At 71.2% G+C, this 24,042-nt stretch carries 21 protein-coding genes and 1 pseudogene; 7 read left to right on the top strand and 15 right to left on the bottom strand.

Annotated elements, in window-relative coordinates:
• Nucleotides 1-47 precede the first annotated feature (47 nt).
• From fdh3B to AAHG03_RS03120, 9 genes are all read right to left on the bottom strand, one after another.
• Nucleotides 48-644: a formate dehydrogenase FDH3 subunit beta gene (gene fdh3B, locus AAHG03_RS03160; protein ID WP_108938525.1), complete on the bottom strand. Its 597-nt coding sequence runs from the start codon at nt 642-644 to the stop codon at nt 48-50.
• A gap of 18 nt (nt 645-662) precedes the next feature.
• The gene (locus AAHG03_RS03155; protein ID WP_342148719.1) at nt 663-3,605 is read right to left on the bottom strand and encodes a formate dehydrogenase subunit alpha; all 2,943 of its coding nucleotides are present in this window, start codon (nt 3,603-3,605) and stop codon (nt 663-665) included.
• A 7-nt stretch (nt 3,606-3,612) separates the two neighbouring features.
• Nucleotides 3,613-3,858, bottom strand: a complete 246-nt coding sequence (locus tag AAHG03_RS03150) for a formate dehydrogenase (RefSeq protein ID WP_342148718.1) — start codon at nt 3,856-3,858, stop codon at nt 3,613-3,615.
• A gap of 107 nt (nt 3,859-3,965) precedes the next feature.
• A complete protein-coding gene (locus AAHG03_RS03145; RefSeq protein WP_342148717.1) occupies nt 3,966-4,601 on the bottom strand; it encodes a TorD/DmsD family molecular chaperone in 636 nt (211 codons plus the stop codon).
• An 86-nt stretch (nt 4,602-4,687) separates the two neighbouring features.
• Nucleotides 4,688-5,488, bottom strand: a complete 801-nt coding sequence (locus tag AAHG03_RS03140) for a DUF3306 domain-containing protein (protein ID WP_342148715.1) — start codon at nt 5,486-5,488, stop codon at nt 4,688-4,690.
• Nucleotides 5,485-5,991: a DUF3305 domain-containing protein gene (locus AAHG03_RS03135; protein ID WP_342148713.1), complete on the bottom strand. Its 507-nt coding sequence runs from the start codon at nt 5,989-5,991 to the stop codon at nt 5,485-5,487. The genes AAHG03_RS03140 and AAHG03_RS03135 overlap by 4 nt, the downstream gene beginning before the upstream one ends.
• A 7-nt stretch (nt 5,992-5,998) precedes the next feature.
• Complete coding sequence (locus AAHG03_RS03130; RefSeq protein ID WP_342148712.1) at nt 5,999-7,000, bottom strand: DUF6352 family protein; 1,002 nt, start codon at nt 6,998-7,000, stop codon at nt 5,999-6,001.
• 205 nt (nt 7,001-7,205) lie between these two features.
• Entirely contained in the window at nt 7,206-7,763 is a 558-nt protein-coding gene (locus AAHG03_RS03125) for a DUF6505 family protein (RefSeq protein WP_342148711.1), read from the bottom strand.
• Nucleotides 7,760-8,509 carry a biotin/lipoate--protein ligase family protein gene (locus tag AAHG03_RS03120; RefSeq protein WP_342148710.1) on the bottom strand — a complete coding sequence of 250 codons (750 nt, stop codon included), beginning with the start codon at nt 8,507-8,509 and terminating at the stop codon, nt 7,760-7,762. Before AAHG03_RS03120 ends, AAHG03_RS03125 begins: the two co-directional genes overlap by 4 nt.
• A 188-nt stretch (nt 8,510-8,697) precedes the next feature.
• Between AAHG03_RS03120 and AAHG03_RS03115 the strand changes: the two genes are divergently transcribed.
• Complete coding sequence (locus tag AAHG03_RS03115) at nt 8,698-10,686, top strand: 4Fe-4S binding protein (protein ID WP_342148708.1); 1,989 nt, start codon at nt 8,698-8,700, stop codon at nt 10,684-10,686.
• Nucleotides 10,687-10,887: 201 nt separating this feature from the next.
• Here AAHG03_RS03115 and AAHG03_RS03110 read toward each other — a convergent pair whose 3' ends face one another.
• Nucleotides 10,888-12,174 (bottom strand): c-type cytochrome, encoded by a 1,287-nt coding sequence (locus AAHG03_RS03110; protein WP_342148706.1) that lies wholly within the window; start codon nt 12,172-12,174, stop codon nt 10,888-10,890.
• A 218-nt stretch (nt 12,175-12,392) separates the two neighbouring features.
• Here AAHG03_RS03110 and AAHG03_RS03105 point away from each other — a divergent pair.
• Both AAHG03_RS03105 and AAHG03_RS03100 read left to right on the top strand, forming a co-directional pair.
• Nucleotides 12,393-12,740, top strand: a pseudogene (locus AAHG03_RS03105) (transposase); the annotation flags it as partial.
• Nucleotides 12,741-12,825: 85 nt separating this feature from the next.
• Nucleotides 12,826-13,635 carry a transposase gene (locus AAHG03_RS03100; protein WP_342148704.1) on the top strand — a complete coding sequence of 270 codons (810 nt, stop codon included), beginning with the start codon at nt 12,826-12,828 and terminating at the stop codon, nt 13,633-13,635.
• 257 nt (nt 13,636-13,892) lie between these two features.
• On the opposite strand, the gene AAHG03_RS03095 is transcribed toward AAHG03_RS03100, so the two are convergent.
• The 3 genes from AAHG03_RS03095 to AAHG03_RS03085 all read right to left on the bottom strand — a co-directional run bounded on the left by AAHG03_RS03095 (nt 13,893) and on the right by AAHG03_RS03085 (nt 17,311).
• Complete coding sequence (locus AAHG03_RS03095) at nt 13,893-15,566, bottom strand: formate--tetrahydrofolate ligase (protein WP_342148703.1); 1,674 nt, start codon at nt 15,564-15,566, stop codon at nt 13,893-13,895.
• 195 nt (nt 15,567-15,761) lie between these two features.
• The gene (gene aptA / locus AAHG03_RS03090) at nt 15,762-17,084 is read right to left on the bottom strand and encodes an omega-aminotransferase AptA (protein ID WP_459558961.1); all 1,323 of its coding nucleotides are present in this window, start codon (nt 17,082-17,084) and stop codon (nt 15,762-15,764) included.
• Between the two features lie 5 nt (nt 17,085-17,089).
• Nucleotides 17,090-17,311: a heavy-metal-associated domain-containing protein gene (locus AAHG03_RS03085; protein WP_342148701.1), complete on the bottom strand. Its 222-nt coding sequence runs from the start codon at nt 17,309-17,311 to the stop codon at nt 17,090-17,092.
• Nucleotides 17,312-17,537: 226 nt separating this feature from the next.
• Between AAHG03_RS03085 and AAHG03_RS03080 the strand changes: the two genes are divergently transcribed.
• On the top strand, nt 17,538-19,001 hold the full coding sequence (locus AAHG03_RS03080; protein WP_342148699.1) for an EAL domain-containing protein: 1,464 nt from the start codon (nt 17,538-17,540) through the stop codon (nt 18,999-19,001).
• Here AAHG03_RS03080 and AAHG03_RS03075 read toward each other — a convergent pair whose 3' ends face one another.
• Nucleotides 19,002-19,238, bottom strand: a complete 237-nt coding sequence (locus AAHG03_RS03075) for a hypothetical protein (protein WP_342148696.1) — start codon at nt 19,236-19,238, stop codon at nt 19,002-19,004.
• 851 nt (nt 19,239-20,089) lie between these two features.
• Here AAHG03_RS03075 and AAHG03_RS03070 point away from each other — a divergent pair.
• Nucleotides 20,090-21,058 carry a phosphatase PAP2 family protein gene (locus AAHG03_RS03070; protein WP_342148695.1) on the top strand — a complete coding sequence of 323 codons (969 nt, stop codon included), beginning with the start codon at nt 20,090-20,092 and terminating at the stop codon, nt 21,056-21,058.
• Nucleotides 21,059-21,090: 32 nt separating this feature from the next.
• Entirely contained in the window at nt 21,091-22,119 is a 1,029-nt protein-coding gene (locus AAHG03_RS03065; RefSeq protein WP_342148694.1) for an alginate O-acetyltransferase AlgX-related protein, read from the top strand.
• On the opposite strand, the gene AAHG03_RS03060 is transcribed toward AAHG03_RS03065, so the two are convergent.
• A complete protein-coding gene (locus tag AAHG03_RS03060; RefSeq protein WP_342148691.1) occupies nt 22,046-22,933 on the bottom strand; it encodes a YihY/virulence factor BrkB family protein in 888 nt (295 codons plus the stop codon). The two genes, AAHG03_RS03065 and AAHG03_RS03060, sit on opposite strands and share 74 nt — an antisense overlap.
• 148 nt (nt 22,934-23,081) lie before the next feature.
• On the opposite strand from AAHG03_RS03060, the gene AAHG03_RS03055 reads away from it, so the two are divergent.
• Nucleotides 23,082-23,957, top strand: a complete 876-nt coding sequence (locus tag AAHG03_RS03055; protein WP_342148690.1) for a DMT family transporter — start codon at nt 23,082-23,084, stop codon at nt 23,955-23,957.
• The last annotated feature ends 85 nt before the right edge of the window (nt 23,958-24,042 follow it).

The raw sequence follows: 24,042 nt of genomic DNA, 5'->3' as shown, positions 1-24,042 counted from the left end.
GTTTTTTGGTGGGGTGCCGCGGGCGGGGAAAAGCCCGCGGCGCCGGATCAGATCGCGACCGTCTCGCGGTAGGCCGTCTTCCAGCCCCAGGCGCCGGAGCCGTAGCCGCGCTTGATCACCCGCTGCTTGTAGATCTCGGCGATCATCTCGCCGTCGCCCGCCAGCAGCGCCTTGGTCGAGCACATCTCGGCGCAAAGCGGCAGCTTCCCCTCGGCGAGGCGGTTCGAGCCGTACTTCTCGTACTCGGCGGTCGAGAAGTCCGCCTCGGGGCCGCCCGAGCAGTAGGTGCACTTGTCCATCTTGCCGCGCGAGCCGAAGTTGCCGACCCGCGGGTATTGCGGGGCGCCGAACGGGCAGGCGTAGAAGCAGTAGCCGCAGCCGATGCAGATGTCCTTCGAGTGAAGGACGACCGCGTCGGCGGTGGTGTAGAAGCAGTTCACCGGGCACACCGCCGCGCAGGGCGCGTCGGTGCAGTGCATGCAGGCCATCGAGACCGAGCGCTCGCCGGGCTTGCCGTCGTTCAGCGTCACGACGCGACGACGGTTGATGCCCCACGGCACCTCGTGCTCGTTCTTACAGGCGGTGACGCAGGCGTTGCACTCGATGCAGCGATCCGCGTCGCAGAGGAACTTCATCCGGGCCATGGTTCGGGTCGCTCCTCGTCAGGCCGCTGCGATCTGGCACAGGGTGCACTTCGTTTCCTGCATGCCCGTCACAGGATCGAAGCCGTAGGTGGTCACGGTGTTCACGCTCTCGCCGAGCACCACCGGGTCGGTGCCCTTCGGGTAGTAGTCGCGCATGTCCTTGCCCTGGTACCACCCGGAGAAATGGAACGGCATGAAGGCCACGCCCTTGCCGACGCGGTCGGTGACCAGCGCCTTCACCTTGGCCTTGGACTTGTTCTCCGGGCCGTAGACCCAGACGAACTGCCCGTCCTTGATGCCGCGCTCGGCCGCGTCGCCCGTGTTGATCTCGACGAACATGTCCTGCTGCAGCTCGGCCAGCCAGGGGTTCGACCGGGTCTCCTCGCCGCCACCCTCGTACTCGACCAGACGGCCGGAGGTGAGGATGATCGGGAAGTCCTTGGCGATGCCCTTGTCGACCACCGCCTTTTGGACGGTGAGGCCGATGTTCGGCACGCGCAGCTGCCGCTCGTCGGGACGGGTCGGGTACTTCGCCACGAGGTCGGGCCGCGGCGAGTAGATCGGCTCGCGGTGGACCGGCACCGGGTCGGGCAGGTTCCAGGCGTTGGCCCGGGCCTTGCCGTTGCCGAAGGGCGAGACGCCGTGCTCCATGCACACGCGCTGGATGCCGCCCGACAGGTCGGTCGCCCAGCTCACGGTGTCGGGCTTCTCGCCGCCGATCTTGAGGATCGTGGCGCGCTCCTCCTCGGTCAGGTCCTTGTCCCAACCGAGCTTCTTGAACACCCCGAAGGTGAATTCGGGGTAGCCGTCCGTCAGGTCCGAGCCCTTCGAGAAGGAATCCTCGGCGAGCAGGGTCGCGCCGTTGCGCTCGGTGCCGAAGCGGGCCCGGAAGGTGCCGCCGCCCTCCTTCACGTGGAGGTTGGTGTTGTAGAGGATCGCCGAGCCCGGATGCTTCAGCTCCGGCTTGCCCCAGCACGGCCAGGGCAGGCCGTAATAGTCGCCGCCGACCTCGGGATCGTCCTTCGGCGCGCGAAGGGTGATGAGGTCGAACTTGTGCTGGTTGCGCATATGCGCCTTAAGCCGCTCCGGCGACTGGCCGCAATAGCCGGTCGACCAGCCGCCGCGGTTGATCTCGCGGAGGATGTCCTCGGCGACCGGGATGCCGTTCTCGACCTTGATGTTCTTGCACAGCTTGTCGGCGAAGCCGAGCTTCGTCGCCAGCTTGTAGAGGACCTCGTAATCGTTCTTCGACTCGAAGGCCGGCTGGACGATCTGCTCGCCCCACTGGATCGAGCGGTTCGAGGCCGTGCGCGAGCCGTCCATCTCCAGCGAGGTGCAGATCGGCAGGAGGTAGGTGTTGTCCTGCCGGGCATCGAGCGCCGCGAAGGTGGTCGGATGCGGATCGGCAACGACCAGCAGTTCGAGCTTGTTCATGCCCTCGATCGCCTCGGGCATGCGGGTGACGGTGTTGCCGCCGTGGCCGAACACCATGAAGGCCTTGACCGGGCTCCTCTGGTCGATCTGCTCCGGGGGCAGGTTCACAGCATCGAACCAGCGGGTCGAGGTGATGCCGGGCGCCTCCATGTTCTCCTTGCGCGAGCGGGCCTTGCGGCCGGCCTGCGCCGGGACTTCATCGAAGCGCGATTGCAGCCACTCGTAGGGCACGTCCCAGACGCGGGCCCAGTGCCGCCAGCCGCCCTCGACGAGGCCGTAATAGAGCGGCAGCGTCGTGACATCGAGGCCGAGGTCGGTCGCGCCCTGCACGTTGGTGTGGCCGCGGAAGATGTTGGCGCCGGTGCCGGGCTTGCCGACGTTGCCGGTGGCCAGACACAGGATGCACAGCGCGCGGACGTTGGCGGTGCCGACCGTGTGCTGGGTCGCGCCCATGCACCAGATCAGCGTCGCGGGCTTCTCCTTGGCGAATTTTTCCGCCACGCGCTTGAGCTGCTCGCCCGGCACGCCGGAGACGCGCTCGACCTCGTCGGGCGTCCACTTGGCGACTTCCTTGCGCACGTCGTCCATCGCGTAGACGCGCTGCGCGATGAATTCCTTGTCCTCCCAGCCGTTCTGGAAGATGTGCCACAGGATGCCGTAGACCACCGGGATGTCGGTGCCGGAGCGGATGCGGACGTATTCGGTGGCGTGGGCGGCGGTGCGGGTGAAGCGCGGATCGATGACGATCATGTTCGCGCGGTTGATCTCCTTGCCCGACAGCACGTGCTGCAGCGAGACCGGGTGCGCTTCCGCCGGGTTGCCGCCGAGCACGATCATCGTCTTGGCGTTGCGGATGTCGTTGTAGGAGTTGGTCTGCGCGCCGTAGCCCCAGGTGTTGGCCACGCCCGCGACCGTGGTCGAGTGGCAGATGCGCGCCTGATGGTCGATCGAGTTCGTGCCCCACAGGGCGGCGAACTTGCGCATCAGGTAGGAGGCCTCGTTGGTGAACTTGGCCGAACCGAGCCAGTAGACCGAATCCGCGCCGTTCTTCTCGCGGATGGCGAGAAGCTTGTCGCCGATCTCCTCGTAGGCCTGATCCCACGAGATGCGCTTCCACTGCCCGCCCTCGAGCTTCATCGGGTACTTGAGGCGGCGGTCGGACGAGACCAGCTCGCGGATCGCCGCGCCCTTGGCGCAGTGCGTGCCGCGGTTGATCGGGCTCGCGTAGGACGGCTCCTGGCCGACCCACACGCCGTTGACGACCTCGGCCGTCACCGTGCAGCCCACCGAGCAGTGGGTGCAGATGTTCTTCTTGACGATCGTGTCCGGGCCGACCGCCGAGGAGCCGGCGGCCTGAACTTTCCGCACGGCGCCGAGCTGGATCGTGCCGGCGGCGGCGAGCGCCCCGGCGGTGAGGCCGGAGCGGCGCAGGAAGGCGCGCCGGTCGAGCACGCCCGCGGCGAGGCCTGCGGCCACCGCCTGATGCTTGGAGCGAGAGGCCTCGCCGGTCTTACGCTTGATCAGCATCGCCGCCTCACTTCGTGCCCGTGGACGCCGGGTCCATGTTCTTCTTCAACGTCTCGTACCCATTGGTGCGGTAGAACGCCTTGACGTGGTCGCTCTCGCGGTAGCGGCTCTTGGTCTCGTCGTTGCCCGGATCGTAGGCCTGCGCCTCGGTCGCGCCCATCGGCGAGGCGACCGCGGCGGCCACCGCCACCGTGCTGCCGCCGAGCGCGCGGAAGAACTGTCGGCGACCGAGCGTCTTCCCGTCCTGTGCCATCGTCTGCGTCTCCCTGGCGGCTCACCCCGAGGGTGATCCGTCCGCATGCCTTGATGTTCCACGTCGCCGCTGCGAGGCGGCGCCGCCGTTCGACGTTTTCGAAGCCGTCAGCCTTCCATCGCGAAGGCTTCGGTCTCGATCTCGATGAAGGTCCGGCCGAGCGCGCCGACCGTCCGGTAGAACTTGGCCGCCTTGGCCCCTTCGAGGTCGGCGAAGAGGCGGCCCGCCCAGGGGGCGACGTGCCGGGCGAAGAAGCGCCCCTGCATCTCCGGCCCGGCGTCGAACCGCCCGGCGGCGAGGCCGGCCATGACTTCGAGGAGGATCGCGAGGTGATCCTCCGGCTCGCTCATGGTCGCGCCGCGCTCGATCCCGAGGGCGGAAAAATCCTCGCGGACGCGGGCGAGCGGGCGCTCGTTGAGGAAGCCGGTGAGGTAGTAGGAGGCGTAAGGCAGAAGCTCGCCGCGGCCGACGCCGACGAACAGCGCGAAGAACTCGCGCTCGACCGCGTGCGCCGAGGTGGCGGCGGCGGCCCGGCTCAGGTCGGCGAGGTGACGGCCGAGGACGCCCTCGCCGCCGTCCAGACCATTCAGCGCGTCGAGCAGGTCCGCGTCGGGCGCCCGGCCGAGCAGGGTCGCCAGCAGGTCGTAATGCCGGGCGCGCAGGTGATCGACGTCATCGACCGCGGGGGCCGCCCCTGACGCCGTTTCCTCGGTCAATCCCAGCACCGACGCCACCGAACCCACCGTCCCTCCGGGTCCGCACCCGGGACCGCTTGTTTGGATCCATAATAAAAAGCGTTTGTGTTGGCCGCAATCAAATTTCACCGCTTTCAGGTGGGGATCGCGCCTCCGTGACGCCGCAGGCGCGGCTCGGAATGCGTTGGATTCGAAGCGGAAACGGGCGCAGCGGCGATGTTTTCCGGTGTTGGCTCCGGCTCCGGAAGTGCAACGTCAGCATCCGCCTGCGCGACGGCCGCAGCCTCCGGCTCGGCGGGCTCCGGCTCGGGCACCTCTGCGGGGGACTCGGGCTCGGGCGTCGCCTCCGCGGGGTCGCGGAACAGGCGGCCGAGCATCGCCTTCACGTCATCGCCCGGCAGCAGCGGCCCCATGCCCGGCACGCCGCCCGGCGTGTTCCAGTCGTAGGCGTATTCACGCGCCTCGCTGACGAAATCGCGGATCGAGGGATCGAGCGACCACATCCGCCGCAAAGCCGCATTGCGGAGCGCCGCCGGGACGCCGCTGCGCAGGAAGGGCGTGAGGTCGGTGTCGGGGGTGAGGGTGTCGAGGGAGGGGAGGTCGAGCGGAGGCTGTTCGGCGTCGCCTTCCGAAGGCGGACGGGGCTCGCCGAGCGCCGTAGCCTCATGATCGGGCGCCTCTCCTCCCCCTTGCGGGGAGGAGGCAGGAGGTGGGGGTTGTGCCGGATGTGGCTCGGCGGTGCCTTCTGCACCACCCCCACCCCGAACCCCTCCCCACCCAGATCGGGCTTGCCCGATCTGGGCAGGCGAAGGGCAGATCTCGGGCAAGCCCGAGATCTGTGGGGAGGGGACAGGCGCGTCCTGCGCCACATTCTGCTCGGCCGCCTTCACCGCCTCCTTGCGGCGGGCCCAGCGGGAGAGGAAGCCGTCGCTCATTCGCCCCTCCCGGATTCGATGCGGGCGCGGCGGGCCAGGGCCTCCGGGTCGGCGCGGTCGCGCTTGCGCTTCTCGAAGGTGCGCTCGATGTGGAAGGCCTCGAAAAAGGCCAGCAGCTTGACCTGGATCTCGGGCGGCATCGGCACCGCCTCGACGATCTCGCCGATGCCTTCGGCCATCGCCTCGCCCTCGTAGGGGTCGGCGGTGACGGTGGCGACCTCGTAGGTCTCCTCCCCCGTGGCCCGCAGCGCGACCCAGAGCGAGGGCCGGCCGGAGACGAGGTTGTCGCGGTAATGCGCGGTCTCGGCCACGTGCAGGCTCACCTCGTAGGCGCCCGCGTAGAAGGTCGCCTCGTCCTCGGTCTCGCCGAGGCGGGTCCAGGCCGGCGCGGCGGGGGCGGCGGGCAGCGCGGCGACCGGCATCCAGGCGTGTGTCGCCCATGGCCCCTTGAGCCGGCGGCGGGCGACGATGATGCCGATCTCGAAGCGGTCTTCAGGCGTCATGGTGACCTCAGGCGGCGCGGTCGGCGAGCGGCAGCCCGACGACGAGGTTGTGGGGCTTCAGGGTCACGGTTTTTTCGGGGCTCATGGCGAGCAGCAGGTAAACCGGCCGCTCGCCGACCCGCTCATCGACGCGGGCCGGATCGGCGAAGGTGAGGGCGAAGACGGCGAGCAGCCGCTCGCGGGCCGCCGAATCCAGCGCCTCGCCGTTCCAGAGGGCGTTGCCGAGCCGCGTGGCCTCGGCGTCGAGCCCGACGAACCAGCGCCAGTCCGGGTCCTCCAGCCCGTCGCGGGGCTCGACCCGCACCCTCGTGTGGAGGAGATGGCCGACATAGGCCTCGATCGCGCGGGCGAACCCGTCGCGCGCCTTCGCGCTGTTGAGGTTGAGCGCCATGGTGAAGGCGTCGGAGCGGCTCCAATAGGTCCAGGCGTTGTCGTCGTTCAAAACGTCGAGTTCGTTGGCGGCCTCCTTGCCGAGCATGGTGACGAGCGGCGAGAGCGGCGCCGAGCCCTCCCGCGCCTCGATCACCTCCGCGTCGGCGAGCAGCACCGAACCCTCGTGCAGGCTGACCCGCTGCGGGCGGAAGAAGAGTTCGGCGGCACGCAGCACGAACGGGTCGTCGCAGGCATCCAGCGCGTTGCGCAGGATCAGGTGGCAGAGCTGGTTGAGAAACAGCCCCGGCACGCCCTGCAACCCGCCGCGCACCAGCGCGAGATAGGCCGCCTCGACCGAGCGGGCGGCGAGCAGCCGGTCGCGGAAGGCCAGCATCACTTCCCAGTTCTCGCGGGCATCCGCGTCGGCGATTCCCTGAAGGTCACCGCGCGACACGGCGCGGCGCGGATCGGCCATCAGCGCGGCGTGGAGCGCCCGCTCGGCGTCGCAGGCCTCCTCCGGCGGCACCAGTTCGGGCCGGGCGAGGTAGGCGAGGATCAGCTCGTCCGTCACCGCGAGCCCGCCGCCCTCATTGCGCTGCGTCAGGTGGTGGCCGCTCGAAACCCAGAACTCGGTCATCGTCTCATCATCGCTTCAAGGCCGCTCGACATCACACGTTTCCCCCACCCAACCCCCTCATCCTGAGGTGCCGCGAAGCGGCCTCGAAGGAGGGCTCCAGCGGTCTCGCGATCCCTGGAGCCCTCGTTCGAGGCTGCGCTTCGCTCCGCACCTCAGGATGAGGGGGGGTGGGAGAGCCGGAACACGGCGCTCATCCTACACCCGCTCAACGCCCCGGCTCGCCGCCCCGCACCATGCCAACCAGATCGGCGTCCTCCTCCGGCCCGTCCTCGTCGGTCTCGACGAAGTGGAAGGCGCGGGCGTGGAGCGGGTCGCTGCCCGGCGCCCGCTGGTGGAGCGTGCGGAAATTCTCGCGGATTTCGCCGCCCTCCGCCGTGCGGTGCATCGCCACGACGCTGCCGACGGGCAACTGGCAGAGCGAGGCCGCCACCGCGATCTCTTCTTCGGCCGCGCCGCGGGCCGCAGCGAGGTCGGGCGCGCCGAAGCGCTCCAGGATGTGGCGGGCGAGCGTCTCGACGGCCTCCGCGCGCTCGGCCGCGCTCGCCTCGCTCACCACGACCAGCGTCGAGAAACCGAGGGATCGCACGCCGGCGAAGCCCGAGCGGAAGGCGGCCCGCGCCTTGCCGGTGAGTTCCGTGGGGTCGGAATCGAGGAACAGGAACGAACCCGTCACCGCCCACTCGCCGGGCTCGGCGGCCTCAGCGAACACGAAGGTGTCGGACGGGTCGAGCCGCAGGGTGCGCGGCAGTTTCAGACCGCTCACAGCCGCACCGTCCCGGTCGCGGGGTCGCACCAGGCCGGCTGTACGAGGGCGGGCAGCAGCGGCCGGTCCTCGGTGACGCCGGGGGCGAAGGTCAGGCGTAAGGTGCCGTCGTCCACGATCTGCGCCTCGCGGGCCTGGGGCGGCAGGGCGAGATGGTCGAGGTAGCGTCCGGCCAGGTGCTGGAACCCGTCCTCGGTCCAGATCTCGAACGCCTTGGTCAGGAAGCGTGCGAAGCTCTCGGCCAGCGGCCGGGCGAGGTCGGCGGGAAAGCCCTCCTCCTCCAGCGAGGTCGAGTCCGGCGTCAGCCCCGGATCGCCCGCATGGCGCTTCGAGGCGATGAGGCTCGCCGAGAAGACGAGCCAGTCCGGCACCGCCCCCTCGCCACAGCCCTCCGGCCAGCCGAGCCGACCGCCGCCGAGGCGGGCCTCGTTGAAATGCAGGGTGTCGGGCCAAGCGACCACGACGGGGATTTCCGGCGGGCCGAAGCCGCCGATGGCCTCGGCCAGCGCCCACATCCCGGCAAACAGCGCGCGCCGGGCGCCGGCCAGCGGCTCGTCGGGGGCGAGCACCACGGCGAGCGTCAGGGTGCCGTCGCGCTCGCCGAGCAGGAGCGTGCCGGCCTCGGCCCCCGCGGCGGCCAGCCGACAGGTCTCGCCGTGCACGTCGGCGCCGGCCGCAGCGAGGAGCCCGGTGAAGGCCGGCGGAAGAACGAGGTCCGCCGGGCGGGCCTCCGCAATCAGGGTCATGAAGGACGGGTCTTCTGAGGGCTGCGGCGTCGGGTCGTCGGCGCGCGGGGGCGCCTGTCGTCTCGTAGTTTGGAACGATATGAGTATATGAAATGCAGGCCCCGGCGCGAAGGGGCCGGTTTCCGCCGCAGCCATCAGGTTCCCCCGTGTCCGATCGTCTCGTGTTCGCCTGCTCCTGCGAGAGGACGATGCCGCTCGACTCCGCCGCCCTGGAGAAGGGCTGCGGCGGGCGTGTCGCCACCGCCGACCAGCTCTGCGGGCGCGAACTCGACCGCTTCCGGCAGGCGCTTGCCGGCTCCACGCCCGTCACCGTCTCCTGCACGCTCCAGGCGCCGCTGTTCGACGAGGTCGCCGAGGAGATGGGCGCGGAATCGCGCGTCACCTACGCCAAGATCCGCGAGACCGCCGGCTGGTCGTCGGAGGCCGCCCGCTCCGGCCCGAAGATGGCCGCGCTTCTCGCCGCCGCCGCCGAACCGCTGCCGACCGCGGGCACGGTGCCGATGGAGAGCCGCGGCGTCGCCCTGATCTACGGCCGCGACGAGGTCGCGGTGGAGGCCGGCAAGCGCTTGGCCGAGCATCTCGACGTGACGGTGCTGCTCTCGCGCCCCGGCGCGGTGGCGCCGCTCCACCGCAACGAATTCCCGATCCTGAAGGGCACGGTGCGGAACGCGAAGGGCCATCTCGGCGCGTTCGAGCTGCGCATCGACGATTACGCGCTGCCCAGCCCTTCGTCCCGCACGCAGCTCGATTTCGGCGCGCCCCGCGACGGCGCGACCTCGACCTGCGATCTCGTCCTCGACCTCACCGGCGGCACGCCGCTGTTTCCCGCGCACGAACTGCGCAGCGGCTACCTGCGGGCCGACCCGCGCGATCCGGCCGCGGTCGAGCGGGCGATCACGGCGGCCTCCCACATGGTCGGCGAGTACGACAAGACCCGCTTCGTCGAGTTCCGCGCCGAACTCTGCGCCCATTCGCGCTCGCGCATCACCGGCTGCACCCGCTGCCTCGACGTCTGCCCCACCGGCGCCATCGCGCCCGCGGGCGACAGCGTCGCCATCGATCCTTACGTCTGCGCCGGCTGCGGCAGCTGCGCCGCCGTCTGCCCGACGGGTGCGGCCGGCTACGCGCTTCCCCCGGCGGACGCGCTGATGCGCCGCCTGCGGGTGCTGATGCGCGCCTACCGGGCGGCGGGCGGCGCGGACGCCGTCGTGCTGTTCCACGACGGCGAGCACGGCGAGCCGATGATCGACGCGCTCGGGCGCTACGGTGACGGCTTGCCGGCCAACGTCCTGCCGGTGCGGGTCAACGAGGTGACGCAGCTCGGCCCCGAGGCGTTCGCCGCCCTGTTCGCCTACGGCGCCGCGGGCGTGCGGCTGCTGGCCCGCGCCCGGCCCAAGCACGATCTCGACGGCCTCCACCGCAATCTCGCCCTCACCGACACGCTCGCCACCGCGCTCGGCTACGGCGCCGGCCTCGTCGCCCTGATCGAAACCGACGATCCCGAAGCGCTCGGCACGGCGCTCCGCGCCATCACCCCCGGCCGCACCGCGCTCGCGCCCGCGGGCTTCGTGCCGGACGGGGGCAAGCGCGAGATGCTGCGCCTCGCCTTCCGCGAGATGCACGCTGCCGCCCCCACCCCGGTCGAGGCCGTGCCGCTGGCCGCCGGCGCGCCGTTCGGCGGCCTGAATTTTCGCACCGACGACTGCACGCTCTGCCTCTCCTGCGTCGGCGCCTGCCCGACCCATGCGCTCACCGACAGCGCGGAGCGTCCGCTGCTCGCGTTCGAGGAGAGCCTGTGCGTCCAGTGCGGGCTCTGCGCCGCGACCTGCCCGGAGGACGTGATCGACCTCAAACCCCAGATCGACTTTTCCGCCTGGGCCGCCCCGCGCCGGGTGGTGAAGGAGGAGGAGCCCTTCGCCTGCATCACCTGCGCCAAGCCGTTCGGCACGCGGGCCAGCATCGAGCGGGTCATCGACAAGCTGCGCGACCGCCACTGGATGTTCACGGGCGAGGCCGGCGAGGCCCGCATCCGCTCGCTGATGATGTGCGACGATTGCCGCGTCGAGGCGGCGCTGAACCAGGGCTTCGATCCGCACGCCCCGGAGCGGGCGAAGCCGAGGACGACGGAGGATTATCTGCGGGAGCGGGAGCGGGAGGCGGGCGGGGCGGCATCGTGACGGGCCTTCCCGTTTCGATTGTCGAGACCGATCGAACACGCGACCGTCATTCCGGGGCCGCGAAGCGGAACCCGGGATCCACCCGTGATGCGCGGTGCCAGACTGCAGGCGCACCGTCGCGGCCAGTCGTGGATTCCGGGTTCGCCTACGGCGCCCCGGAATGACGGTGCGTGTGACGAGGAGCGAACGTGGCTCGCTCCCCTACTGCGTCGCCTTCTCTAGGAACCGCACCAGCGCGTCGCGATCCTCGGCGCTGTTGATCGTCTGCTCCGGCATCCGCGTGCCCGGCGTGTAGCGGGCCGGGCCGACCTCGAACAGGCGCGCCACGGTCTCGGGCGTCCAGACGATGTCCATGCGCTTGAGCGCGTCCGAGTAGCGGTAGTCCGGCAGGCTGGCGATGCGGCGGCCGAAGATTCCGGCAAGGGTCGGGCCGGCGCGGGGGCCCTCGTCGGGCTTCAGGGAATGGCAGGCCACGCAGGCGCGAAACACCTCGGCGCCGCGCTCGCCGTGGAAGGCCGCGAGCGTGTCGGCCGGGCGCGGCATGGCGAGCGGGCCGATGGGGGCGCCGGTCGCGGCGTCCCAGCGGCGCACGAGGCGGTCCCCGCCGCCGGTGATGAGTTCCGACCCGTCCGGCCGCCACGCCACCGACCAGACCGGCAGGCCGGGGCCGACCAGCGTGTAGCGGACTTTTGCGGTCGGCCGCTCGATCACCGACACCGTGCCGCCCGCCCCCGCGGCGGCGAGCCGGGTGCCGTCGGGCGAGAGCGCCAGCGCGATCACCGGCGCGGGCCCGAGTTCGACGGAAGCGCGGACCGCGCCGTCCGCGTTCAGGAACCGCACCGTGGCGTCCGCCCCGGCGGCGGCGATGTCGCCGTCGGGGGCGACCGCCAGCGTGCTCAGCGCGCTCGGCAGGGTGACGTTGCCGACCGGCTCGCCCGCGGCCGACCAGACCCGCACGGAGGCGTCGGCCCCGGCGGTGACGACGCGGCCATCGGGCAGGAAGGCGACGGCGTTGACGTTGCCGGTGTGGCCGCTGAGCACCTTGGCCGGTCCGCCGGCGAGCGGCCAGAGCCGGGCGGTGCCGTCCCATGCGGCGGAGGCGACGGTCTGGCCGTCGGGCGAGACCGCAAGCCCGGCGACCGGGCCGGCATGGCCCTCCAGCACCCGCTCGGGCTCCGGCAGCCCGAGCCGCCACAGGGCGATGCGCCCGTCCTCCGAGGCGCTGGCGAAGCGCCCGTCCGGCAGCACGGCCACCGCGTTCACCGCGCCCTCGTGAAAGCGCAGCACCGAGAGCGCCGTGCCGGTGTCGAGCCCCCAGACGATGGCCGCCTGATCGAACCCGCCGGAGATCGCGAGCCGCCCATCGCCGGTGACCGCGAGCGCCCGCACCGGCCCGCCATGGCCGCGCATCTGGGCGCTCGCCGGTGTCGCCAGGACGAGGGCGGCCAGGAGGGCGAGGATCGGAGCTTTCAGGGTACGCGGGGGCATGGCGGCTCGGAGCGAAGGGCGCCGGACCATAACGGGCGCCCCGCCGCCTGTCTGCGCGGGTCGGGTGGGCCGCGATGTCTCAGAAACCACCGGGCCCCGCTCGTCCCACCCACCCCCCTCATCCTGAGCTCGACTTTGGCCAATCGGGCGCGGGCCTTTCGGGGTGACGAAGCGGGTGTGACGGGTAGGCTCGAGGTGTCCCCGCCAAGAGACGCCCGATGCCGCGCCTGCCTGCCCGCTTCGCCGCGATCATCCTGACCTTCGCGCCGCTGTTCGTCCACCGCTCGTGGCGCCACGCCCAAGCCCTGCTGCTCGGCGCGATCCTGTGCCCCGGTCGGCGCACGGTGACCAGCGTCCTGCGGATCACCGGCCGGGCGCGTGAGCGGCGGTTCGTGAACGCGCACCGCGTGCTCAACCGGGCCGCCTGGTCGCCCCGGGCCGGGGCCCGCCTCCTGCTGGGGCAGCTCGTGGACGCCTTCGCCCCGCGCGGGACCGTCGTGCTGGGGCTCGACGACACGATCGAGCGGCGCTGGGGCCGGCGCATCCAGGCGCGGGGCATCTACCGCGATCCCGTGCGCTCCTCCGCCGCCCACTTCGTCAAGACGAGCGGCCTGCGCTGGCTCACCCTTCGACAGGCTCAGGATGAGGCTGATGCTGCTGGCCGAGATCCCCTGGGCCGGCCGGGTCTGGGCGCTGCCGTTCCTGACCGCGCTCGCCGCGTCCGAGCGCGCCTGCCGCGACCAGGGCCGGCGGCACAAGACCTTGCCGGGGGTCGGGCGCCAACTCGCCCGGCAGGCGCGGCGCTGGCTGCCGGGCCGCGACCGCGTGCGGGTCGCCGACAGCAGCTTTGCCGCGCTCGCCTTCCTCGACACCGTGCAGCGCGGCGGGGTGAGCGTCGTCACGCGCCTGCGCCTGGATGCGGCCCTCTACGATCCGGCCCCGCCCCGGCTGCCGGGACGGGGCGGGCGTCCCCGCAAGAAGGGCGCGCGACAGCCGAGCCTGTCCCAGCGCCTGACCGATCCGAACACCGCCTGGACGCACGTTTGCGTGCCCGGCTGGTACGGCACGGGCCCCCGCACGATCGCCCTCGCCTCGGCCACGGCGGTGTGGCATCGCGACGGCCTGCCGGTGGTGCCGCTCCGCTGGGTGCTGATCCGCGATCCGCACGACGCCTTCGCGCCCCAGGCCCTGCTGTGCACCGACACGGATCGGGATCCGGCTCTGATCGTCTCGTGCCTCATCCTGAGCCTGTCGAAGGATCGTGCGGCGCTGGAGCGTCGAGGTCACCTTCCAGGAGGCGCGCACCCATCTGGGCGTCGAGACCCAGCGGCAGTGGTCGCAAAAGGCCATCGCCCGCACCACGCCCTGCCTGCTCGCCCTGTTCTCGATCGTCACCCTGCTCGCCGCCCGGCTGCCAGCCCGCGAACGACGGGCGGTCGCAGCTGCGGCTTGGTACCCTAAGCCACGGCCGACCTTCTCCGACGCCCTCACCGCCGTGCGACGCGCCCTTTGGCGCGAGCAGGGTTTCTCCCCCTCCCGACGACGACCCGACCGGGGAAAACCCCGCCGCCCTCTGCCGGAGCCCTGGCTCCATGCCCTCTGCACAGCTGCATGAATGGACAAAGTCGAGCTCAGGATGAGGGGGTTGGGTGGGAGAGACGATGAGAAAAAAGGGGTGCCGGACGCGGCGCATCCGGCACCCGTGATCGGCCCCGATCCTAGAACAGGCCGTCGATCTGCCCGTTGGCGTCGAGCCGGATGGTGTCCGCGGCGGGGACTTTGGGCAGGCCCGGCATGGTCATGATCTCACCGCAGATCACCACGACGAAGCCGGCGCCCGCCGAGAGGCGCACGTCGCGCACCGAGACGAGGTGGCCCGAGGGGGCGCCCATCAGGGTCGGGTCGGTCGAGAACGAGTACTGCGTCTTGGCCATGCAGATCGGCAGATGGCCGTAGCCGTCCTTCTCGAAGCCGGCGAGCTTGGTCGCGGCCTTCGATTCGATCTGGATGTCGGCGGCGCCGTAGAGCTTGGTCGCGATCGCCTTGATCTTGTCGGTGAGCTTGGTGTCGGTCTCGTAGGCGAAGGTCAGGGGTTTCTGCTCGCCTTCCGCCAGCTTCACCACGGCCTGCGCCAGCTGCTCGGCGCCCGCGCCGCCCTCGGCCCAGTGCTTGCAGGTGATGGCCTCGACCTGAAGCTTCTCGCGGCAAAGCTCCTTCAGCTTGTCGTGCTCGGCGTCGGTGTCCTGGAAGAAGTGGTTGACGCCGACCACCACCGGCAGGCCGAAGCTCCGCACGTTCTTCACGTGGCGCTCGAGGTTGGCGAACCCCTTCTCGAGGGCGTCGAGGTTCTCGCCGGCGAGATCCTTCTTGTTGACGCCGCCGTGCATCTTGAGGGCGCGCACGGTCGCGACGATGACGACTGCCGAGGGCTGCAGCCCGGTCTGGCGGCACTTGATGTCGAGGAATTTTTCCGCGCCGAGGTCGGCGCCGAAGCCGGCTTCCGTCACGACGTAGTCGGCGAGCCGCAGACCGGTCTGGGTGGCGATCACCGAGTTGCAGCCGTGGGCGATGTTGGCGAACGGGCCGCCGTGGATGAGGGCCGGGTTGCCCTCCAGCGTCTGCACGAGGTTCGGCTGCAGCGCGTCCTTCAGAAGCACCGTCATGGCGCCGGTGGCCTTCACCTGGGCCAGCGTCACCGGCTTGCGGTCGCGGGTCTCGGCGATGACGATGCGGCCGAGGCGCTCTTCGAGGTCGGCCAAGTCCTTGGCGAGGCAGAACACCGCCATGACCTCTGAGGCCACGGTGATGTCGAACCCGTCCTCGCGCGGAAAACCGTTGGCGACGCCGCCGAGCGACTGGTTGATGGCGCGCAGAGCCCGGTCGTTCATGTCGACGACGCGGCGCCAGTGGATGCGGCGCACGTCGATGTTGAGTTCGTTGGCCCAGTAGATGTGGTTGTCGATCAGCGCCGCGGCCAGCGAGTGGGCCGAGGTGATGGCGTGGAAGTCGCCGGTGAAGTGCAGGTTGATCTGCTCCATCGGCACGACCTGGGCCTTGCCGCCGCCCGCCGCGCCGCCCTTCATGCCGAAGCAGGGGCCGAGCGAGGGCTCGCGCAGGCAGGCCACGGTGCGCTGGCCGATGCGGTTGAGGCCGTCCGAGAGGCCCACCGTCGTCGTGGTCTTGCCCTCGCCCGCGGGCGTCGGCGAGATCGCGGTGACGAGCACCAGCTTGCCCTGCGGCTTGCCGTCGAGCGACCGGATGAAGCCGTGATCGATCTTGGCGATGTGCTTGCCGTAATTGTGCAGCGCCTCGTCCGGGATGCCGATCTTGGCGGCGACCTCGGCGATGGGCTTCAGGGTCGCCGCGCGGGCGATCTCGATATCTGAGGGCATTTCCTTCACCGTCGTTTCTTGTGGCGTGAGCTTGAGCCCACGCAGAAAGCGCGGCCCGAAGCGGGCGAACCCTACGGCCACGATAGAGCGTTCGGCGCAGTTTGGGCGAAGCCGAGGGCAAAAGCCTCTCGGAAATTTTTGAGAAACCCCAGCAAGTTTCTTCAGAGGATGTTGCGAGGAGGGGGCGACCAGGACTCAGGCCGCCGCCCGGATCGCTTTTCCGAGCCGCTCGACCAGCCCGGCGATGTCGTCCGCGCCGACGATCAGCGGCGGCGACAGGGCCAGGGTGTCGCCGGAGATTCGCACCACGAGGTCGTGGTCGTGGAAGGCACGCTCCATCACGGAAAAGCCCCGCGCCCCCGGCCCATCGGGATGGGGCGCGAGGTCGATGCCCGCCGCCAACCCGCAGGTGCGGATGTCGAGGACGTTGGGCGCGTCGCGAAGGCTCATGACGGCCTCTGCAAAAAGAGGTTCGAGGCCTCGCGCCCGCTCGAACAGACCCTCATCCCGAAAAAGGTCGAGCGCGGCGAGGCCCGCCGCGCAGGCGAGCGGATGGCCGGAATAGGTGTAGCCGTGAAACAGCTCGATGGCGCGCTCGGGCCCCTGCATCAGCGCGGCGTGGATGTGATCGGCCGCGATCACGCCGCCGAGCGGCACCGCGCCGGAGGTGACGCCCTTGGCAAAGCAGATCATGTCCGGCGTGACGCCGTAGCGCTCGGCGGCGAAGGCCGTGCCGAGGCGACCGAAGCCGGTGATGACCTCATCGAAGATCAGCAGCAGGCCGTGGCGGTCGCAAGTTTCGCGCAGGCGCTTCAGGTAGCCGCGGGGCGGCGGCAGCACGCCGGTCGAGCCCGCCATCGGCTCGACGATGACGGCCGTGATGGTCGAGGCGTCGTGGAGCGCCACGATCCGCTCCAGATCGTCGGCGAGATGCGCGCCCCATTCGGGCTCGCCTTCAGAGAACGCCTGATGCGCCCGGTCGTAGGTGTGGGGCAGATGGTCGATGCCGGACAGGCCGTGGCCGAAGACCTTGCGGTTGTTCGGCAGGCCGCCGACCGAGATGCCGCCGAAGCCGACGCCGTGATAGCCGCGCTCGCGCCCGATCAGCCGGGTGCGCCCGGCCTCACCGCGGGCGTGGCGATAGGCCAGCGCGAGCTTGAGGGCGGTGTCGACCGCCTCGGAGCCCGAGTTGCAGAAGAACACGTGGTCGAGCCCGGCGGGCGCGAGCGCGGCGATCCGGGCAGCCAGCGCGAAGGCGCCGTCATGGCCGTACTGGAACGGTGGCGCGTAATCGAGCCGGCCCGCCTGTTCGCGGATCGCCGCGACGATGGGCGCCCGGTTATGGCCGGCGTTGCAGCACCACAGGCCGGCGATGCCATCCAGAATCTGTCGCCCCGCCTGGTCGCGGTAGTAAAGGCCCTCGGCCTCGGCGATCAGGCGCGGGGCCCGCTTGAACGCGCGGTTGGCCGTGAACGGCATCCACCACGCGTCGAGGTCGTTGCGCGGGCTTCCCTCCACGGCGGTCAGCCCGTCATCGCGGTGGCGGTATAGCCGGCCTTCGTCAGCGCCTGCGCCACGTCGAGGCTCTGCGCGCGGGTCGTCGCGGTGACGCGGCCGTGCTCCACATCCACGGACACCTCTGCGGCGGGGTCGAGCCGCTGGATCGTGCGGCGCACGGCGTTGGCGCAGCCCTCGCAGGTCATGCCCTCGACCCGCATCGTCAGTTCGATCGGCGTGTCGTCCATCGGCGATCTCCTTATCTTACTCATGTCGGTCCGGGCCGCCTCGAAGGCAAGCGTGGAACTCCTTGCGAGCTTTGCACAGGGACAAGCCCTTGCGTCGCCTTGCGGCGGCGGGCGGGCTCGGCGACATTGGGTTATGGAGTCCATGCGGGATAACCGGATCGGTTGTCCCGTACCGGGGAGGCCCGCGGCCCTGAGGGCCGCCCGAGAAGAAGCGCGTCGACCGACGGTGAAGACACCGACAGCCCCGACGATCGGCCCGCGCCGCACCCCCTGGATCCTCGGCCTCATCGTCGTCCTGATCCTCGTGCCGCTGGCCCTCTACGCCCCGCTCGTCGCGGCGGCGGGCGTCTCCGGCCTCGCGGTCGTGAGCGGTCTCTTCCTGCGCCGCCGCCTCGTCGCGATGGCGAACGCCCAGGAAGTCGTCTCCCGCGAGATCGGCGTGCTGTCGCAGCGCCTCGTCAAGCTGGAGGCGGTCGCCGCCGCCCTGGTCCAGACCCGGCATCAGGCGCCCGCGTCCGCGCCGCAGCCGGCACCGGGCGCCGCCCCGGAGACGGTCGCGGCTCTGGAGACGCGGCTGTCGTCGGGCATCGAGGAAGTGACGGCGGAGATCGGGCTGCTGAGCGGCATCGTGCGCGAACTCGCCGCCGTGGTGGCGAACCAGGACGGCGACATCGCCCGGATCAGGGCCGCGCAGGAGAAGGCGGTCCTTGAACGCGCCGCCCGGCCGGCCCCCGCTCCAGCCGCGAGCCCGCCGACGGACGCCCCCGCGCCGGAGCCCGCCGCCCGCCTCGTGCCGCGCACGACCCTGCCGCCGCCCGCGCGGATCGAGCCGCCGCCGCGCGACGCGGCGACCGAGGCCGCCTGGGTCGAGGCCTTCGACGGCGAGGGGCTGGAAGTCTTCCTCCAGCCGATCGTGACCCTGCCCCAGCGCAAGGTGACGGCCTACGAGGCGCTGCCGCGGCTGAAGGTCGGCGCGGACATCCTCGATCCGGAGATCTTTCTGCCGGTGCTGGAGCGGCACGGGCGCACCACGGCGCTCGACCGGCGCATGCTCCAGCGCGTCGCCACCATCGCCCGCCACCTGCAGGGGCGCGGCAGCCCGGCGGCGGTGGGCTATGGGCTGACGCCGCACTCGCTGTTCGAGCCGGGCTTTTTGCGCTCGCTCGGGCGGCTGGTGGCGGACGGGCCGGACCTCGCCGGCCGCGTCGTGCTCGCCCTGCCGCAGACGAGCTGGCGCAACCTCGACGCCGAGCAGGCGGCCCTGCTCGCGGGGCTGAAAGGCCGGATCGGCTTCGTCATGGACCGGCCGAGCGACCTGCGCTTCGATGCCGTGGCGCTCGCCGAGCGCGGCATCTCCCAGGTGAAGGTGCCGGCGGGCCTGATCCTGCGCCCGCTGCCGCGCGACGCGATGCCGGAGATCGCGCTCGAAGACCTCGTCGCCTCGCTGTCGCGGGCCGGCATCCGGCTGGTGGCGACGGGGGTCGAGAGCGAGAGCGAAGTGCCGGACCTGATCGACCTCGACGTGCCGCTGGCGCAGGGGACGGTGTTCGCCGCACCCCGCGCCGTGCGCGCCGAGGTGCTGACCGAGACGAGCACCCCGGCCCCGACGCCGCCGCCCTTTCCCGATCCCCCGCCGAGCCCGCCGCCGCAGCGCCGCCCGTTCCGGGATTTTTTGCGGCGGGCGAGCTAGTCAGCGCGCCGCGGATTCGCGCTCCAGGCGGCGGCGCAGGCGCGTCGCGCCGTAGACTTCGGCCAGCCGCTGGCGGGCGGCGTGGACGGGTGCCGCCTCCCGCTCGACGCGGGCGGCGGCGATCACCAGCAGCGTCGTCGCAATGGAGTGTTCGAGCCGCCCCTGCGCATGGGCGCGGTCGAGGACGTCACCCGAATTCTGGCCGGACGCCCGGTCCCGCCGATCGATGCTCGCCATGGTCAGCCCCCTCGGGTTCGCTTTTTTCGAACCCACGGCCCGTTGTCCGGGACGACCTGGACAGTTTTTCGCACACCGGGTGTCGCGATCAAGGCAGCTTGGCCGTATCTGGCCGGGATGGATGGGATGGCCGTGCCGTTTGGTTGCGGGAGGATTGTCGCGATGGCCGCAATGCGCCGAGGTCTTTCGACTGATCGCATCGTAGCCCGCCGGCTCCCCCCTCTCCCCGCACGCGGGGAGAGGCCTTCATGGACCTTGTCGTCCATGAAGGAAGCGAAGCGGCGGTGAGGGGGACTCGACGGAAGAGACTCCTGCGGAACCGCCCCCTCACCTTCGGCTGCCGCCTCGCCGCGCCGACGACGGGGTCGTCGCGGCCCTCTCCCCGACTAATCCCAGGCTTGCCTGGGATCAGCAAGCAAGGACCGAAGTTGGGCAAGCCCAACTTCGGGGCGGGGCGAGGGGATGCACGGGTCGGACATCATTGCGAGGCGAAGCCGATAGAATCCAGGGCTCCGCATCGACCGAAAGGGCTGCGACCGATACCGAGAGCCTTGCTCAGGGAGAACGATTCGCCTCAGCGCCACAGCTTCTCCCATCCACCCCTCATCCTGAGGTGCCCGCGCAGCGAGCCTCGAAGGAGGGCTCCAGAAGTCTCGCGATCCCTGGAGCTCTCCTTCGAGGGCGACGCTTCGCGCCGTCACTTCAGGATGAGGGAATGGGTGGGATATCCGCCGGCCAAGCCGCGACCGCACCCGCTCCCTTCACCCTCCATGGAAAATGCCAAGCTCGGCGGAACCGTGCCCGACGGTTCGCGGGTTTGACCCCGAAGGATCGTTGGGAGCCGGGGCCGGATGCTGCTCGATGTGGAACGCGCGGCGAGCGCCCGATGCCTGCCCGCGGCGGGGATCGGCGCGGCGCGCGGGGCGGAGACCGGACGCGGGCAGTCCCTCACCGCCGGCCTCGCTGCGCCGGGCCGGCGCTACTGGGCGTTTGCCGCGGCAGTCGGCGCGCTCGATCTCCTCGCCGTCGCCTGGACCGGTCTGCGGGTCGAGCCCACGGGCTTCCTCGCCGCGCTCGGCACCCTCGCGCTGCTGCTCGCGGCGGCGCTGCTGTGCAGCCTGATCCGCGAGCCCAAGCTGCGGGCGATGGCGCTGTCGAGCGCCTACCTCGTCGCCGTCACCACCGCACTCGCCGTCCTGCACGTGCTCGCCGCGATGCCGGCCCTGCCGCTCGCCGACGGTGCCCTGGCCGGCATCGAATCCGCGCTTGGCTTCGACGGCCCGGCCTATCTCGCCTTCCTCGCCGACCATCCGGACCTCGCCCACGCGCTGGCGCTCGCCTACCATTCGAGCGGGCCGCAGATCGGCCTCGTCGTGATCGTGCTGAGCGCCTGCGGACGCACCGGGCGGCTCTGGGCCTTCGCCCGGCTGTTCACCCTGGCGCTCACCGCCTGCATCGTGGTCTCGGCCTTCGTCCCGGCGGCGGGCACCTACGCGGCGGCCGCCCAGGTCCGGCCGACCGGAGAACTGGAGACGGTCGGCGCGCTCTGGCATCTCGACATGCTCCGCGCCCTGCGGGACGGCAGCTTCCACACCCTGTCGCTGTTCGAGATTCGCGGGCTGGTCACCTTCCCGTCGTTCCACGCGAGCCTCGCGGTGCTGACCGCGTGGGCGCTGAAACCCGTGCCGCTGATCGGCCCGCTGGCGATCCTGCTCAACGCAACCATCGTGGTCGCGGCCATCGGCGCGGGCGGGCATTACCTGCCCGACGTGATGGCCGGCGCCGCCCTCGCCTTCGTCCTCGTGGCGCTGCGGCGATAGGCTCGGCCGCCGAGACCGATTACAGCCGGGCCATGACAAGCGGGTTCTCGGCTTCGGAGACGGAGCCGGCCACCGACGTCCATGCGGGGCGCGACGGCTGGCTCTTCCTCACCGGCGGCACCAACCGGGTGCTGGCGCAGTACCGCCGGCCCGGCCTGTCGCGCCGCCTGCTCTGGCGCTGGCGCCGGATCGTGTCCGAGCGGGTGCGGGCCTGCGACCGGCTCGGTGCCACCTACATCCACGCCGTCGCCCCGGAAAAGCTGACGGTCTACGGCGATCAGGCGCCCGATCTCGCGATCGACCCCGCCCGTGCCCCGGTGCGGCGGCTCGCCCGCTGGCTCACGGCCTCCCGCGGCGCCCGCGCCTTCGTCGATCTCGACGCCGCCTTCCAGGCCGCGCGTGACGGGCCGCCGCTTTATCTCCGTACCGACTCGCACTGGACGCTCGCCGGCTGCGAGGTCGCCTACCGGACCATCCTCGCCCGCATGGGCGTCGCGCCGCGGGACGATCTCGACGCCCGACGCAGCGGCGGCACCGTGGCGTTCTGCGGCGATCTCGGGCGGAAATTCACGCCGCACCGCTTCGAGCCCGCCCCGGTCACCACCTTCGCGACGGGGGTGCGGCGCGTCCACGCCAACGGCCTTCTGACCGCGCTGGAGGCGGAAGGACGCGGCATCGAGGCCCATCTCGGCGCCCACGCGGTGTTCCGCAACGACGATCCGGCGGCCGATCCGCGCCGCCTCGTGATCTTCGGCGATTCGTTCTGCCAGCACACGAGCTACAGCCCCGTGGCGACGCTGACCGCGCTCATGGCCGACACCTTCGCCGAGGTCCACTTCCTGTGGTCCACCAGCATCGACTGGCACTATTGCGAGCGGGTGCGCCCCGACTTCGTGCTCGGCGAGATCGCCGAGCGCTTCATGATCGACCTGCCGCCGAAGGGCTTTCGCATCGAGCGTCTCGCCGAACTGGCGCGGGCGCGGAAGCTTACGGACGCGACGCCGCTTCCGCCTGACGCGCCCGCATCCGCGCCTGGAGCCGCTGGCGCCGGGCCGCGATGACGGTGCCGTTCACCTCGCCGCCGAACAGGAACATCGCGGCGAGCCAGTAGAGGAACACGAGGAACACCATCGCGGTGGCCAGACCCCCGTAGGTCGAGGCGTAGGCGTTCGAGAACCGGTCGAGGTAGAAGCCGAAGCCGAGGCCGGCCAGGAACCACAGCACCAGCGTCACGCCGATGCCGGGCAGCACCGCCACCAGCGAGCGCCGCCCGGCGGCGACGAACTTGTGGGCGATCACCAGCACCAGCGCGATCAGGAACGCGGTGATGCCGATCCGCCCGATCGCCACGGTCAGCCCGAGCGGCTCCAGGCCCGGCGCCACGAACACGACCTGCCGCCACAGCAGCGGCCCGAGCACGACGAGCAGCGCGAAAGCCAGCATCGCGAAGGCGCCGCAGACGACGTAGCCGATCGATTCGAGCCGGGTCAGCCACCACGGCCGCATCTCGCGCAACCCGTAGGCCCGGTTAAGCCCGACCCGCAGCGACTCGACCCCGGAGGACGAGAAGTAGAGCGCCAGCACCGCGCCGATGGTCAGCACGCCGCCGCGCTGCTCGGTGAGGATGCGGTGCACCTCGCCGACGATAGGTTTGGCCACCTCGCGGGGCACCGCGTCGAAGATCAGCGTCCCGGCCTCGTCCGCCAGCGACTTGGTGCCGAACAGGCCGGCGAGCGCCGCGAGCAGGATCAAGAACGGAAACAGCGAGGTCAGCATCGACAGCGCGATGTGGCTCGCGATCGCCCAGCCGTCATGGGCGACGAAGCGCTGCGCGGCGAGGCTCGCCACGCCGAGGGTTTTTTGGGTGCGGCTCAAGGGGGAGGGCGGGTTCTGGAGGGGCGAGGCGTCGCGCCTTCATACGGGCATTCGGGCACCTCCCGTCAATCGCCGGTTCGCCCGGCATGACGGCCGAAACGGGAGGGCGGTTGCCTTCCCCCGCCGCCTATGGTGCGTGGCCCGCGCCATGCCCCCGTTCCTCACCGGGCTGATCCCGGCCGCCTTCGTCCTGATCTGGGCCTCGGGCTTCGTCGCCGCGCGCTACGTCGCGCCGCTGTCGGAGCCGCTGGTGTTCGTGGCCGCGCGCCTGACGCTGGTTGCCCTGGTGCTCGCCGGGATCGCCCTGGCACTCGGGGCGCGCTGGCCGCGGGACGGGCGGGGCTGGCGCGACGCGCTGGTGTCGGGCGTGCTGATGCAGGGCATCTACGTCGCAGGCGTGTTCTGGTCGATCCGCCACGGGCTGCCCGCGGGCATCGCGGCGCTCGTCGGCAGCCTGCAGCCGCTCCTGACCGCCGCCGCCTCCGAGCCGCTGCTCGGCGAGCGGGTCGGGCCGCGGCGCTGGGCCGGGATCGGGCTCGGCTTCCTCGGGGCCGGGATGGTGCTGGCGCCGAAGGTCGGCCGCCTCGATCCCGCCGGCATCCCACCGGTGGCGCTCGGCGTGTGTCTGGCCGCCATGCTCGCCATGACGGCCGGCACGCTGTGGCAGAAGCGCATGGCGGCGAAGTCCGACCTCGTCACCAACGCGGCGATCCAGTTCGTCGGCGGGGCGGCCTTCGCCGTGCCCCTGGCGCTGTTGGCGGCCGAGCCGTGGCCCGCGCTCAGCCTGCCGCTCGGTCTCGGCATGGCATGGTCCGTGCTGGTCAATTCGGTGACCGGCATCCTGCTCTTGATGGCGCTGATCCGGCGCGGGGCGGTGGCGGGCGTCGCCTCGCTGTTCTTCCTCGTGCCGCCGGTCTCCGCGGCCATCGCCTACGCGATGTTCGGCGAGACCCTGACGCCCGTGCAGGTCGCCGGCATGGCGGTGGCAGCCGTGGGCGTCGCGGTGGCGAGTCGAAGCCGCTGAACTGCATGATGAATGCAGTCTGATTCATCCAAAGGTATAGGCTGCGGCAAAGAAAATCGACTACTGCGCCGCCGTTCCTGCCTAT

The organism is Methylorubrum subtropicum, assembly GCF_038442325.1.
GTDB classification, from domain to species: Bacteria; Pseudomonadota; Alphaproteobacteria; order Rhizobiales; family Beijerinckiaceae; genus Methylobacterium; species Methylobacterium subtropicum.
The sequence above is the reverse complement of the archived record's forward strand: the minus strand, read 5'-3'. Positions and strand labels throughout refer to the sequence as shown.

Bases quoted from the DNA above. Each gene is read 5' to 3' on its own strand.
- fdh3B (WP_108938525.1), bottom strand. From the start codon at position 644: ATGGCCCGGATGAAGTTCCTCTGCGACGCGGATCGCTGCATCGAGTGC.
- AAHG03_RS03155 (WP_342148719.1), bottom strand. From the start codon at position 3,605: ATGCTGATCAAGCGTAAGACCGGCGAGGCCTCTCGCTCCAAGCATCAG.
- AAHG03_RS03150 (WP_342148718.1), bottom strand. From the start codon at position 3,858: ATGGCACAGGACGGGAAGACGCTCGGTCGCCGACAGTTCTTCCGCGCG.
- AAHG03_RS03140 (WP_342148715.1), bottom strand. From the start codon at position 5,488: ATGAGCGACGGCTTCCTCTCCCGCTGGGCCCGCCGCAAGGAGGCGGTG.
- AAHG03_RS03135 (WP_342148713.1), bottom strand. From the start codon at position 5,991: ATGACGCCTGAAGACCGCTTCGAGATCGGCATCATCGTCGCCCGCCGC.
- AAHG03_RS03130 (WP_342148712.1), bottom strand. From the start codon at position 7,000: ATGACCGAGTTCTGGGTTTCGAGCGGCCACCACCTGACGCAGCGCAAT.
- AAHG03_RS03120 (WP_342148710.1), bottom strand. From the start codon at position 8,509: ATGACCCTGATTGCGGAGGCCCGCCCGGCGGACCTCGTTCTTCCGCCG.
- AAHG03_RS03115 (WP_342148708.1), top strand. From the start codon at position 8,698: ATGCCGCTCGACTCCGCCGCCCTGGAGAAGGGCTGCGGCGGGCGTGTC.
- AAHG03_RS03110 (WP_342148706.1), bottom strand. From the start codon at position 12,174: ATGCCCCCGCGTACCCTGAAAGCTCCGATCCTCGCCCTCCTGGCCGCC.
- AAHG03_RS03100 (WP_342148704.1), top strand. From the start codon at position 12,826: ATGCTGCTGGCCGAGATCCCCTGGGCCGGCCGGGTCTGGGCGCTGCCG.
- AAHG03_RS03095 (WP_342148703.1), bottom strand. From the start codon at position 15,566: ATGCCCTCAGATATCGAGATCGCCCGCGCGGCGACCCTGAAGCCCATC.
- AAHG03_RS03085 (WP_342148701.1), bottom strand. From the start codon at position 17,311: ATGGACGACACGCCGATCGAACTGACGATGCGGGTCGAGGGCATGACC.
- AAHG03_RS03075 (WP_342148696.1), bottom strand. From the start codon at position 19,238: ATGGCGAGCATCGATCGGCGGGACCGGGCGTCCGGCCAGAATTCGGGT.
- AAHG03_RS03070 (WP_342148695.1), top strand. From the start codon at position 20,090: ATGCTGCTCGATGTGGAACGCGCGGCGAGCGCCCGATGCCTGCCCGCG.
- AAHG03_RS03065 (WP_342148694.1), top strand. From the start codon at position 21,091: ATGACAAGCGGGTTCTCGGCTTCGGAGACGGAGCCGGCCACCGACGTC.
- AAHG03_RS03055 (WP_342148690.1), top strand. From the start codon at position 23,082: ATGCCCCCGTTCCTCACCGGGCTGATCCCGGCCGCCTTCGTCCTGATC.